Genomic DNA, 13580 nt, shown 5'->3' on the forward strand with positions numbered 1-13580 from the left:
AGGGCAGTATCAACTCAGCTATGCGCGCCATAGTGAAACTTACATTAGCGAAACTTGTGTACGGCGTGTGTAGACAGTACTACCGCCTATTCTTCACTACACTTAACAAGGCTTTGTATTGTCTAGTAAAATGCGGGTTAAGAAGGTATTTATCCGCCTGCAGTGAAATATGGATTCCACGATTTCTCCTTCTTCTATATTCATCTTATTTTTGTAGATTGCTTACCGCCTACTTAATTCAAGGTGAAAAGTAGGCTGCCGATCCCAAGGATCGCTGTTAAAAATAGCCCCTGTAACCACTGTTGACGCGCATCGATTTTCTCCACCTGCTTTTCCAATTCAACCGCCTTCGCCATTGCATCTTTCGCCAGCTCTAACGCTTCTCGACTGCGTTCATCTGTTTCACGCAGGTTTTTTACCTCACTTTTTACTGTTGAGACATCTGTCTTAATCTCTTGCAGGGCAAAATAGATATCTTCAATGGAGATGACCACCCCACCCTTTTCTTTCATCATTTCCACCTCCTTCGATAAAGCACCCTGTTATTGATTCACATAATGCAAATAATGAAAAGGATTGGCTAAGAGCTTATCAAACTGCCCCGCTACCGAGTGATACCCTACCGCATATGCACCGGTATTGGGAGACCATGCCGCATAACAGCGACAAGCGTTGATCACTCTTTGCGTAATGGTGGCATCGGTCGGCGTATCCTTCCAGCCTCCGCCAGGGATTGTAGTGCCTTTACTCTCATAATCATTACGTGTCGCCATACTGATCACAAATCGAACATTATATTGAATCGCTCCAGCATTATACAAATCACGTAGTGCTTGTCCACATGCAGCATGATCTGGATGGATATCATGATCAGAGAGCGTGTAATGATCAGCATCTGGAAACTGGGTAATATAGCTTTGGATCACACTTTTCGCCTCATCATAGGTAAGCGTATCCCCTGATGATGGATTGTCCAAATCATGCACATGCCTTGTGGAAGCAGGTACACCTAACTGTCCACACGCATTATGGAACTCATGCATCCGTGCCTCCGCTAATTGCTCAGCAGTTAATGGTGAGTAATTCTCTAAAGCTGGATTATGTGTTGCTTTCCAATAACCAGAAGCAGTCGTCCCATTAATTGCAGCCAACGCCCCTGTAACACGCCCATGCGTCATCAACACCACATGTGTCGGACGACCTGCGGCAACATGCTCCGCAATCGTAATCCCCATATTTAACGTCTCATCATCTGCATGTGGTGAATAAAAAACAACTGGTCGAGCCATTTATCATCACTCCTATTTTTATGAATATATTTTGAACTAACCTTAATTTAGGAAAATGAAACATTTATATAAAGAATATAAAAAAGCATAGCTCCCTAATGGGCTACGCTTTATTCGATTACAAATAATTCATACCAAAATTATTATTCGACATCGTGACTTGAATATTAGAATTTCGAAATAAAGGATAAAATCTCTCCTTTAAATAGGATAGAGAAAAAAATAATAAAATAAAAAGGTATAAAAATAAACTGATGAAATTTTGTCTTCCTAGTATCAGGTAATCCGCCCCATCTCCATTTAACTGAAAACAAGCAAACGAGCCAAATCACACTTGAAACGATCCCTATTAATGGATAATCCATATAGGCAGAAATTACTATAGCAATTCCAAACATAAAATTAAACGCATACACTATTAATATCTTTTTGTAATATTGTCCGGATTTCGTTTTTAATTCATTAAAAATCATATCACCTCCCAAACGGACTACACTTTATTCTATACATAAGCAAGTATTTCATAATCAACCTACAAGCCAAACATATTTTGTAATTGCTTAATTTAGATCAAGTGATCAATAGAAGGTAGCATTACTACAATGCTTTCTTTAATACTTGTGGAGATAGGATATCCATGATTTGTCGATGTATATCCATTTGTTTCCCATCTTTGAAAAACACCTCTAAGGTTAAATACTCTGTTAGCCTTATTACCATTTGATAATCTGATAAAAACAGTATAGGAAAACTCTTTACAGCCATTCTACCAATTATCTCTAAATCTCGGAAATTTTCAATCTTACCACTACGATAGTCATTTTTAATCAATGTTACAGGGGCTATTATCCTGTTTTCTTCTAAACAAGTAGTATATTCTTTGTACTGTTTTTGAATCCAATCACAATCTGATGCCCAGTCTGGTAAATCATGCGTCCAATAAGTTTCTAAATCAGGTGTAAAGATCACTTTATTTGTAGGAAAAATAAGATTTTCTGCTTTACTTAGCCATTCAAAGAAGTAATCTTCTAACTTTCTCCATTGATGTTCTATAATCTCTACTTTTGCAGCAGAATTATTAAGAGCATCAAAACCCCAAGATTTATAAAAATTACTTATGTGAACATCATCTAATATATTTTGAGGCATGCCATAAACAATCAAATTTTGTTTTTCTTCGTTTTCATCGTCCCAGTCAAAAAAATTATAATGTATTAATTCTCTCAGTAAATCAGTGGTAGTCACAGGTTTCAAAGCACTTACTCCTCTTTTTAAACTCACTGTTCTTAAAATTGAATCATTCTATAAAACAAAACATTTATATAGAGAAAAGAAATAAAGCACAGCTCCCAATCGAGCTATGCTTTTTATAGATTAATTAACTAATTAATCTATCGTGATAATAGATCAAGCAACATTTTTTCACATTAAACTTGTAAGTAATATCATTTTTTCGGGAAAAATAATGGATCAATCAGGAGATTCCTTCATGATACTCTTTTAGTAACTTTAATTTCCGCATATCTCTGGAATGACAATGAATCGACACCACATCTTCTAGATAAAAGATTGATTCTCCATCTTCAGTACCAGAAGAAGTAAGATTTAAAGTAACAACCTCGTTCCAATAAACATCTCTCACAAATCCCACAATCATATCTTCCTCTTCTTCAGTTCCAGGAAAGCAGACATTGACTATAAAGTTATTTTTTTTTGCTGCAATAAATGCTTCTCTAAACAAATTAGATTTCTGAATGTCTGATTTTAAAACGAAAGGATTATGTTGTTGATCTTGCAGTTTGTATAATTGATCTAATTCTTGTTCGTATTGTCCATTCCGAGTTAGTTGAAACACATCATCTAATCTCCCGAGTATAAAACCATCTTCTAAACCATCCTCCGTGACATGCTTCATTAGAAATTGATTTTCAGTTAAAAGATTAATATACCCAGTCCATACTTCATCCCTTTGATAACCATAAGCATGTACAGATACAAGATTTTCTTTAATCATAGATTCCTTCATAAAAGTTTGAAGATAACGATCCATATGTTCACCCCATTATCATTTTAAACATTATTAAAGTTAGCAAGTTGTTTGAATTTAGGGTATTTTTAACAATGATACTAAGAATTTTTCATTATCCTGCATATATTCTTATCATACAAGAAGGAAATAGAGGATATAACTGGGAAATTAACCATTTCCCAGTTTATCCAAACTACTTGGAAATAGAAGTTTCTATATGTTCTTATCCTGACGATAAATAATAAACCGGTCAGGTGGACCATATTCCTGTTCACACTCTAAATATGCAAGTCGATCAGGTATACAGGAGACGAGAGAAGGCATACCAAAACCTACAACTTTATCAAGCGCTTCTCTGATTGGCAAATGTCTTCCGTCTATTTCAGAAAAGAAAGTTGAAATTACATAGCCAGTCTGTATGGGGCCATACTCTTTTAACAACTCCAATATATCAAGGTAGTAAGAGTTAGGTGGGGGTATTTGAATTAGATATTGATTTTTGATCACCTCATAAGGGTAGTTAAATCGAGATGAAACATTAAATCTTTTCTTCGTTGAAGCTAATTCAAAGAGAATCCGATCTTGAAATCGTTTATTAAACAGACTCTTCACAATAATTTTTTCGCTTTCTAAGTCCATACCTTTGTTCCCTTTCTTTTAAAGATAATTGAAAATAGGGTACTGATTAATTCCACTTTAACATTGCTACACTTATTTTGAGTTTCATTCCTATTTTTTAAAAAAAGGGATAGATAATTTCTATCCCTAGTAAATAGGAAAACAATAATTAAATTTATTAATAAGTTTAAATTTCTCTTTCATCACTATATAAATTAAACCCCTTTGGCTCCGCCATGAAATCTTCTGGGATAATAATAATGATCATGAGTGTGATCCTTTTGGCCTCTTTTATACGGATGAAAATGTGGTTTATTTTTTTTCCTACCGTTACCCTTGATCCTTGGATGCTTAGCATATCTCCCATCTCCTGCTCTTCTTACAGCATCCAATGCTTTTTTTCTTGTACTGAAGTGTCTTCTAAGTGCAATAGGTTCTTTACTTCTGACTTTTGGTTCAATTTCATCTTTCGATCTTGCCTTCTTTTTGGCTTTATTTTTCGAGCGTCGTTTTCTTGTGGAACTCTTCGTATAAGTATATATTGCTAATCCAGTAGCTATACCTGCTGCGATGGTTAACAAAGTCCAACCTAATGGTCCTAATGATACTCCCAACCCTAATCCTATTATGGCTAGTCCAGAAGTATTTCCATCAGGATCAACTTTCATTACTGGATTGTTATCACCATAAATATATCCATTTTGAGTGAGTGAATCATCTTCATCTCCAGGATCAGGGTCAAGGGTCAAAAATCTCCCAATATCCGGCTTATAGTACCGTGCTTGCAAATAATAGAGTCCAATTTCCTTATCATAGCAATAGCCTGCATAGCGATAAGGGTTTTCTACTGTTCCGGTTTCGCTGATGATGTTACCAAAGGCATCATAGGTATAGGTAGCGGCGACGGTTCCGGTGCCTGTGGTGAGGGCGACGACATCACCATGTCCGTTTAGTTGGTAATAGTATGTTGTGCCACCTCGTGTCATGCTGACTGGATGGATGCCATTCCAGGTGTAGCTGGCGATAATGGCATTGCTCGCGTTGGTTTCATAGATGACGTTTTTATTTTCATCGTAATGGAAAGTGATCGTTCCTGCTGCGGTTGTTTTGGTTTTACGCATCCCATCTGCCCGATAGGTGTAGCTGGTGATCGTATTAACGCCTTGTTTAACGGCAATCAGGCGATCTTCCGTGTCATATACGTATGAGTAGCTGCCATCTGAGGTGAGGTTACCATTCAGGTCATGGGTATAGGTTGTCCCACCTACACTTGTTAGTTCGTTGACATCATTATAGGTGTATGTTGTCGTAGTTGATGTTCCACCTGTTGTCACCTTTTTCGTGAGTCGGTTCCCTACCTCATCATAGGTATACTCGATCGTATCACCATTGGGACGGGTTTCTTTGGTTAGCTGCTCTAGTTGATCATAGTCATAGATGGTAGTGCCAATGTTTGATGTTACACTGGTGATATTTCCTTTTTGGTTATAAGTATAGCTAAATGAATCAATGATCTCCCCTGTTTCGATGTAATTCACAACTTGAAGCAGATCGCCAGCACCGTTATAGCGATATAACGAGGTAGTTTTATCGCCGTTTCTTCGACTGGCTAGTCGTTCTGTCTCATCGTATGTGAATCTAGCGCGGACTAGATTATTTTCTGTGATTTTGATTAATTGGTTTATATTGTCAAAAGTGAACCCATTGATAATATTTGCACTTCCTGCGACATGTTTTCGCTGAATGACATTTCCATTTTGGTCATATTGATATTCAGCAGTATTGTTATTTCCTTCGTTTACTGTCTTTATTTTATTATCTGCATCATAGGTATAGCTGGTAATCTGATTGTTATCCAGGTCAGTCTCTTTTGTTAGGTTCCCATTGGGATCATATTCAAAAGTATAGCGCTCTGTACCATTATACTTGGTTGATGTGCTACGTTTAGGTGATTTAGCAGATGAAAATATATCGGCCGCAACAATCAGTAAGATCGAACATGGAAACTCATCCAGCAAATTGGATTACCTCTTAACAAAATTAGAGACGAGCATAGGAGAGCTAGAGCAACAGTATTTAAAAGAACAAGAATTTAAAGATCAGGTATTAAGTTATCATTTAATGGTCATTGAAGGCGTCATTGATCTATTTGGAAGTGAGGCATTACATTATGTCTCTCGTTCTATCAAACGAGTTGGAAAGAAAATCGAAGAAGGCCATTCAGAATATCCTAAAATGCTATTACTCCATGGTAAAAAACGCTTTAAAAAAAATGATCCAAAATCAGAAGCATATTATTTTAAAGCAAAGGATTCTGTGAACAAATCATTCGAACAAGATCATAACAATGTGAAAGCAGCTGCATATAATGACCTTGGATATATTGAATATCTCCGAAACAACCTAGATCGGGCTATATACTTTATGGAGAAAGGTTTAAAAGCATTTAACGAAAATGGAGATGAACTACACTTAAAATATACATTGCTTAGCAACCAAGCTCTATTTTATGAAAAATTGGGAATGATCAATAAAGCAAAAGAATGTCTATCTATCCTTTGGTCAGAATATGGCAAGATTGATCAAGCAGCTACAAAAGGTCGAATGTATGTAGTACAAGCTCGAATCTATCAATATGAACGAGATTACGAATCAGCAAAAAAATGTGTAAGGGATGGTATGGTCTTAGCTCGTATCAATAAGTTACGGGAAACTGCTTTTGCGTTATGGACAATCTTAGGTGCCATTATGAGAGAAACAGGTCATAACGAAGTGGCTGAAGATTCGCTAAAAACAGCGATTACGATCTATGATCATTTAGCGACTGACCAAGAGCGCAATATTATCCAAACACATCTAGAATATGCAAGGCTATTAATTGATCAAAGAAGATGGGATGAGGCACAACTTCACATTTCATTAGCCATTTCATTATGTGATAAACATGACGATGCATTGAGAAAAACCAAATCAATGATTCTTCATGCAGAATTATACATGCTGCAAAACCAACAGTTAGAAGCAAAAATCAAGCTCCATGAAGCTAAAAAAATCGCAACCGAACATAATTTTAACAAGTTGCTACTCGATATATTGATGCATTTAGCAAATATTCATGAGGAAGATGAACCAGATCTATTTCAACAGATTTTAGCTGAAAAATATGCCATAGAAAAAGCCATGAGAGGAGGGATCCATATGCTAAGGAGTGATGAACCAGGAACAAGCTAAATTTGAGAACCGCAAATAAGCGGTTCTTCTGTTTATTTTTCGCGATAAATAATAAACCGATCAGGCGGACCATATTCCTGTTCACATTCCAAATATGCAAGTCGATCAGGTATACAAGAGATAAGTGAAGGCAGTCCATGGCCTACTGCATGCTCTAGTCCTTCTGTCAAGGTCAAATGTTTCCCATCTATTTTTGATTTGTTAGAAATTGCATAACAAGAGTCATTCGCTCCATACTCTTTTAACAAATCCAATATATCTAGGTAGTATGAGTTTGGAGGAGGTATTTGAATCAGATATTGATTTCTGATCACTTCATAGGGATAATTCAGTCTACAAGTTACCTTTAATCTTTTGTTAGTTGATGCTAATTCAAATAGAATTCGCTGTTGATATTTCTTGTTAAACAGACTCTTCACAATCATTTTTTCTCGTTCTAGATCCATCATTATCTCTTCTCTCAAAAATTCTCTTTTTTCAAATTTAATCTATACAATATTCATTCACATCACTTCATAAGATGGTTTCTACTACTCTGATTTTCTTTCAATCATCCTTATCTATAAATTTCTAATACAATCAATTACATCTTTTATACTTGAACTAACCGCTATTGTCTTTTCGATTTCTAAGCGTTTCAGTAAGGAAGCTATGATTTCGTCTCTATTCTCTTCATCTGAAACGAAGTTTAATAAGTTGGCTGTGGCACATCGGACTTTATATGATCTATGGTTGATATAAAAAATGATTTTCGACAATTTATTGCGATCTCCATACAGATATAAAGATGTATGAAAGTTTAGCCTCACCCAATCATTTCGTTCATATTTTAAACGCCTTCTAATCGCAAATCCCCCTTTTTTGGCGTTGATTTGCGCTAGTGCAATAGCCGCCGTTCCTCTTACTAAAATAGATCGGTCAAGTAATAATTTGATTAATGGGGGAACCGCCGAATGTATCTGATGATCCCCAACCATTTCAATAGCATTCACTCTAATCAATTCTTCCGAATCAGTTAATGCCTTTAAATAAACAAGTTCTAGTTCCTGATCAACTGGATAAGTCATCAAAATAGTAAATATTTCGTTTCTAATATACTTATCTAGATATGAACAATACAAATATATCAGTGTTTTCTTCAAACTATCATTTGGCTCCCATTCAGACAGTGATTGTAAAAAATCATATTTCCCATCTAGATTCTTACGATAAAATCTCTTAATCAATTCATTTTTATCATATTGAGGTTTAGCTTGTATCTCGCTATTCATTGTATGCACCCTTTGTACTATATATCGATCGATTAGTCGTTCATTAAACGCTTTGTTAACATACGCAGAATCTCATGTTTAATTCCAATCTAACATGAATTCTGTTTATTTTCTTCATTGTTCTTTAAAGCTGTAACGAGATTAGGCAGTGAAATAACATAAACAATCGTTATAAACAGTTCAGTATTGGTTGAAATGGATACTGTCGATAAGATTTCATCGATTTGATGTGTACAGAAGTAGGTTAATATTCCATAGACAGGTAAAGTAAATGCTTTTACCCATCTTATTTTAAGATGAAATATATCGAATAGTATTTTAGTAATATGCTGCAGAAATACACCCGAAAAAAGCACTGGAATCATAATCAATGAAAAAGGGAATAGTGACTTAAAATTTGCTACTGTAAGATCAAAAATAGGTATTTTACTTATCAAATATATAAAAAATGCATTTGATAGAATAAAGAGGGTCGAAATGATAAATGTCAATATAATTACACCCATAACCTTCATTAAATGAATGTAGGATTTCATAAAGTACTCCTCTTGAAATAATATGCAAGAAAATAGTGACTATGATAGACATGGCACTAAACCAGTACTTGAAGGAAGGTCCGCCAAGATAATCCACTATAAAAAGTAATAGACCTGATATGGGCTTTTCTTCATGATTTGGAAAGATGATTCACATAATATGATTTAGATAGTTATGATCTCTGAAAAAAGGCAATGAAACACTTCTACTTGCCCTTCTTCCAAAAGTTCTGTTTCAATGCCATCTACTTTCTGCCGAACTATATCAGTAGTTAGTTTTACATAACCCTTACTTTTCATAAAATCATTGAAATGGGTTAGGGGCACTTCTATCTGATCTGTACATTCGACAGTGTAGAAAGACCATTTATCCTCTACTTCTTCATAATGGGTTTCACTGATGAAATAATAATAATACTTTCCCAAAAAACTGATGAATACATTTAAATCTCTTCTTTTTCCACCAAGAACACGAATGAGCTCTATATCATCATCTAATAGAGGCTGGTTTTCGTGTAGTAGAATTCGATATTCATAACCATTGTATTCCAATGCATTTGTCCAATCTAGGTAAGCAAAATTTGCAAATGCTTTCCTAATACCCATTTCCAATTGTGACTGGATATCCTTATTTTCTAAATTTTCCTGGCTGAGTGATAAGAGTGCTTGATATTGCTTTGAATTTTGATATTCTTCCATGTCAAATAATTTATATCTAGGGAAATATTTAAAAATTATATCATAAACATGCTTACTAGTATTCATTTCCTGTTATCTCCTTTATTAAAGCGTTTATCAGTTAATCATTTTTTAGCCTTCTTTGCAGCTCGAATCCCTTTTTTAGCCAATTCATTTATTTCCTCTTGCGATATATTTACCATTCTGACCCACATACATAACGGGATTATTATGAGTATAGGTATACTTAAACTGAGTGATTCGTTATCAATTCCTTCAAAAGTATCCCTCGTCAATAATCTCCCAATATCTGGCTTATAGTAACGAGTCTGCAAATAGTAGAGACCAATTTCCTTATCATAACGATAACCTGCATAGTGATAAGGATTTTCTACTTCAGTTTACGATATATGGATTCTATTCTCCATCAACTATATTTCGTTCTGAAAATATGTCTATTCTCCTCATCATACAGCCATCACTTAATCCTACTGAGAATGATGTGTTTCATTAAATCAGAGAGTCTCCCTTTTATTAGCGCTAATTTCTTATCCCACAAACATCAACCAGGCACTCTCCGTGATGGAGAGCGCCTGGTTGGTTTCTTCTATTCAGTTTCCCCGATATCTCCGCTCCCTTTTAAAGTATCTTGCTACTGAAGGTGGGCCGATCCTTGGGTGGCCCGTGACCTGGTTATAAGTTGTATAAGCCCTAGCCTTTTCTATGGTCTCAAAATAATCCAGACCGTCGTCTGTGAGTACATAGGAGCTTGCGCTCTTCAAATCCTGGAGGGCGTTGTGAGACACGATGATAAGGATCCCGCCATTTTCCTTCATCTTATAATGAAGGTACTCAATCATCGGTCTCGCTTGCGCGGTGTCAATTTGGGAAAACGCCTCGTCCATGAACAGGACGATACGCATCCTAGCTCGGTTTGCAAATAGGAGGTAGCAAACTTGCTGGGCTATTTGCACCCGCTTGCGCTCTCCTCCTGAGAGCTCGTTCGGATAGGCATTCTCCTTTCCACAAAGCCCCGTTACATAAAGGGCTTCCTCTATAATCTCACTCTTCTCTTCTTCGGTTATCGTGGCATGCTTGAGCGTATCGGATAGCTTCTCCGACACAGTCGCCCAAACTGTGTCAGAATCTTGCCCGACAAATCGGAATCTCTTTCTCCATTCTAGAAGAGATATCTGGTGAGCTGAAACCTCTCCTTTAAACAGACATCCGTACATATTCGAGATAGATTGATTTTTCGATATTTTGACGATCGCTCCCGCTTTCCGCGTCATAACAATGAGCTGACCGCAAACCTGCGATTCATCGGAAAGGGTTACAATATCGCTGTAGTCGTCAACAGGGTAAAGTTCTATCTGTCGCCTCATGATTTTAATCAGTTGTGACTTACCGACTCCCGATGGTCCGGAGATGAAGTACGTTTTACCGCACAAGAAGATAGCATTCAGCCCATACTGAAAAAGTACCCTTCCAGTGGAGAATTCGATCCAGAGCCCGGCAATCCGGAAGCCATGGAAATCCTCTATTTTTTCCTCTCCTCCTGTACGAGTTGGCAGATTGAGGAATTCCGAAAGCTCCCTCATCGCACTGCTCTTTTCCATTACTTTCAAACACCCATCGGCAGCCCCATAGATGCTCATGCATGAAGTCACGGCGAAATTGTTAAGGATGAATAGCTGGGCGATGTAAAGGTGATCCACGAAGATTGCATAGGTCAGAACCAACAAGATAGTCATACCCGACCCTGCAAACCGCGGAAGACCAGACAGCACCCACTTTTTCCACAGTAGGCGCCTTGCCATTTGAGACGGCCCTAGAGCCGACTCCTGGATGGCATTAATCTTTTCCAATGTCGTTTCGTTAGCTCTTATGTCCTCCAAATTATCAACCAGTTCTTTCAGCTCACCAACTGCTTTCCTGGTGAGCTGGCTTACCTCCTTTCCAATCGTCTTTGCTTGCCTGGATGAAAAAGGGAAAAATGCGAGGGTAAAACCTCCTCCAATCATTACAGAGGCAACCGCGTACTCCCATCCGCATGCAACCGCTAGGGCCACATTGAAGATGACGAAAAACAACATCTCGCTGATTACTTTAGGCATTTCCTGACCAAAGGTCGTTGAAATCTCCTCGACGACCCGTTCAGGTGAACTTCTTCTTTTCTTGAAACCCTTCAAGTCCTCAATCTCCACATCAGGGAGGTGATTCAGAACCTTTCTCATGGTGTACGCAAAAACCTCTTTTTCCACCATTTCCTGAAACAACAAGGACAATCGGGTGGTCATCGGCGAGATGGCAAAGATCGCCGTCATTGCAACGACAATCATCCAGCCAAATGCTGTGTTCTCTTGATTACCTTCCAGTTGGCGAAGCACAACCATCTGGAGGACAGCAAAGACAACAGCCATGACCGTCGCCGCCAAAAAGAGTGCGTACGACAGGCGCGACGAACGCCAGAGGATTGAGATCATCACCCTGAGTCCATGACGGACATCAGGGTCGACCTCGGTGAGTCTGCACCGAGTTTTCAACCAATAAAACACGAAACTTCCTTTCCTCCTAACCCCTTAGGAGCTCTTATACATAAGTGGCACACATTGTGTTAGGTGGTATTAGGCACATTGTTCGATCTGTGCCTGATTATCTTCTAGATTTATCTACTTATCAGCATTGTAACATTATTCAAGCAGCTCCAAGGAGGAAGTACGAGGTTACAAAATAATCGTATTCATATAAAAATTATAAAAATAACACCCTTGGGAGCTGCAAACGAATTTTTTTGTGTGCAGGTGGGCTTTTTACACATCTCCATATGCAAAATCCCTCCGTAAGATTTCATAGTATCTCCTAGGGAGGGATCATATCCATTTTCAAAGCTTCTATCATAACACCCGTGACTCTTAATCAAGAGACGATTTGATCATGTACAGACATAATTTTTTGCTTAACAAATTTAATTTGCTCTACATCTATCTCATACAATTCCAATGTTGCAAACAGATGGTTTGCAACTGTTTGGTATTGCTCAGTAGTCACATCTAAATGATTGTGTGAATTTTTTATTCCTTCTTTACCTTTTTTATAAGGAGCACCCATTGAATAATACACAATTCGTCTAAACTGACCAACGTCATCTCCCTTAAACAGATAATTTACACTTTCATCTGATTTAATTCGTTGATAATATTCTTCTACTATCTTATTCATAAGTTCTGTGCCTACTAATTGTTCATATAAAGATGATTTTTCCATTTAATCATCCTCCTATTTGCTAAAACGTTGTTGAATTGGGGACATTTTTCCTATGTTAGCAACCTTTGCTCTACCTGTGATAACAGATTCATTGTTTAAGTGCTAAAAGCTAATAATTATATTAATAATAAAATATATAATTCCAATTTACAATAAAATATCTACATTATAAAAAATGAATTTATATATTTTATACAACCCAAAGATATGTCCTAGGTGCATTTCATAAGTCTACAAATAGAAATATGCAACCTTTTCTATATTATACGAATGATTTATATTATGAAGAGGGTTAATATAGATATATACCTCAAACTAAAAAAACTCTATTTACTAAATGGAGAATAATGAGACATTTGGATAGAAGAAGGACAAATAGCAGAGCCAATCGTTCATTACGGGGAAAAATGCTCCTTACCCCGCATTTTACTAGGCGCTACAGCATCTGTGTAGTGAAGAATAGACAGTAGCATTGTTTGCACACGCCGTGCACAAGTTCGCTAAGCAGCTAACGCTGCAAGTCTAACTATGATGCGCTTAGCGGAGTTGATACCGCCCTGAGCCAATAGATGCAGTGTATTGAAGACATCTGTGAAGCGTGAAATATTGACGGAACCATTATCTTTGTCTACAAGCTGGAATATAGAGATATTTATTAAAC

At 37.0% G+C, this 13580-nt stretch carries 13 protein-coding genes and 1 pseudogene; 2 read left to right on the plus strand and 12 right to left on the minus strand.

Annotation, left to right across the window (positions count from 1 at the left end; genetic code table 11):
- Positions 1-233: 233 nt before the first annotated feature.
- From BUB71_RS13240 to BUB71_RS13270, 6 genes are all read right to left on the minus strand, one after another.
- Positions 234-515: a hypothetical protein gene (locus tag BUB71_RS13240; RefSeq protein WP_139279103.1), complete on the minus strand. Its 282-nt coding sequence runs from the start codon at positions 513-515 to the stop codon at positions 234-236.
- Positions 516-542: 27 nt separating this feature from the next.
- A complete protein-coding gene (locus BUB71_RS13245) occupies positions 543-1289 on the minus strand; it encodes a PIG-L deacetylase family protein (RefSeq protein WP_073155315.1) in 747 nt (248 codons plus the stop codon).
- Between the two features lie 597 nt (positions 1290-1886).
- Entirely contained in the window at positions 1887-2543 is a 657-nt protein-coding gene (locus BUB71_RS13255) for a hypothetical protein (protein WP_073155317.1), read from the minus strand.
- 220 nt (positions 2544-2763) lie between these two features.
- Positions 2764-3339: a hypothetical protein gene (locus BUB71_RS13260; RefSeq protein WP_073155318.1), complete on the minus strand. Its 576-nt coding sequence runs from the start codon at positions 3337-3339 to the stop codon at positions 2764-2766.
- Positions 3340-3531: 192 nt separating this feature from the next.
- Positions 3532-3957: a hypothetical protein gene (locus BUB71_RS19160; RefSeq protein ID WP_073155319.1), complete on the minus strand. Its 426-nt coding sequence runs from the start codon at positions 3955-3957 to the stop codon at positions 3532-3534.
- Between the two features lie 194 nt (positions 3958-4151).
- Positions 4152-5954 carry an RHS repeat-associated core domain-containing protein gene (locus BUB71_RS13270; protein WP_073155320.1) on the minus strand — a complete coding sequence of 601 codons (1803 nt, stop codon included), beginning with the start codon at positions 5952-5954 and terminating at the stop codon, positions 4152-4154.
- 1 nt (position 5955) lies between these two features.
- Between BUB71_RS13270 and BUB71_RS13275 the strand changes: the two genes are divergently transcribed.
- Positions 5956-7167 carry a tetratricopeptide repeat protein gene (locus BUB71_RS13275; protein ID WP_073155321.1) on the plus strand — a complete coding sequence of 404 codons (1212 nt, stop codon included), beginning with the start codon at positions 5956-5958 and terminating at the stop codon, positions 7165-7167.
- Positions 7168-7199: 32 nt separating this feature from the next.
- Here BUB71_RS13275 and BUB71_RS13280 read toward each other — a convergent pair whose 3' ends face one another.
- The 5 genes and pseudogenes from BUB71_RS13280 to BUB71_RS13305 all read right to left on the minus strand — a co-directional run bounded on the left by BUB71_RS13280 (position 7200) and on the right by BUB71_RS13305 (position 12075).
- On the minus strand, positions 7200-7616 hold the full coding sequence (locus BUB71_RS13280; protein ID WP_245815626.1) for a hypothetical protein: 417 nt from the start codon (positions 7614-7616) through the stop codon (positions 7200-7202).
- Between the two features lie 111 nt (positions 7617-7727).
- Positions 7728-8438 (minus strand): HEAT repeat domain-containing protein, encoded by a 711-nt coding sequence (locus tag BUB71_RS13285; protein WP_073155323.1) that lies wholly within the window; start codon positions 8436-8438, stop codon positions 7728-7730.
- Positions 8439-9139: 701 nt separating this feature from the next.
- A complete protein-coding gene (locus BUB71_RS13295) occupies positions 9140-9739 on the minus strand; it encodes a hypothetical protein (protein WP_073155325.1) in 600 nt (199 codons plus the stop codon).
- A gap of 38 nt (positions 9740-9777) precedes the next feature.
- Positions 9778-10035 (minus strand): annotated as a pseudogene (locus BUB71_RS20355) (RHS repeat-associated core domain-containing protein); the annotation flags it as partial.
- Positions 10036-10263: 228 nt separating this feature from the next.
- On the minus strand, positions 10264-12075 hold the full coding sequence (locus BUB71_RS13305; protein WP_175552369.1) for an ATP-binding cassette domain-containing protein: 1812 nt from the start codon (positions 12073-12075) through the stop codon (positions 10264-10266).
- A 179-nt stretch (positions 12076-12254) separates the two neighbouring features.
- Between BUB71_RS13305 and BUB71_RS20210 the strand changes: the two genes are divergently transcribed.
- Positions 12255-12389, plus strand: coding sequence for a hypothetical protein (locus BUB71_RS20210; protein WP_281248205.1), 135 nt, complete (start codon positions 12255-12257; stop codon positions 12387-12389).
- A 182-nt stretch (positions 12390-12571) separates the two neighbouring features.
- Here the strand turns inward: BUB71_RS20210 and BUB71_RS13310 are convergent, their stop codons facing one another.
- A complete protein-coding gene (locus BUB71_RS13310; protein ID WP_073155328.1) occupies positions 12572-12919 on the minus strand; it encodes a globin domain-containing protein in 348 nt (115 codons plus the stop codon).
- Between the last annotated feature and the right edge of the window lie 661 nt (positions 12920-13580).

Source organism: Seinonella peptonophila, from assembly GCF_900129355.1.
GTDB classification, from domain to species: Bacteria; Bacillota; Bacilli; order Thermoactinomycetales; family Thermoactinomycetaceae; genus Seinonella; species Seinonella peptonophila.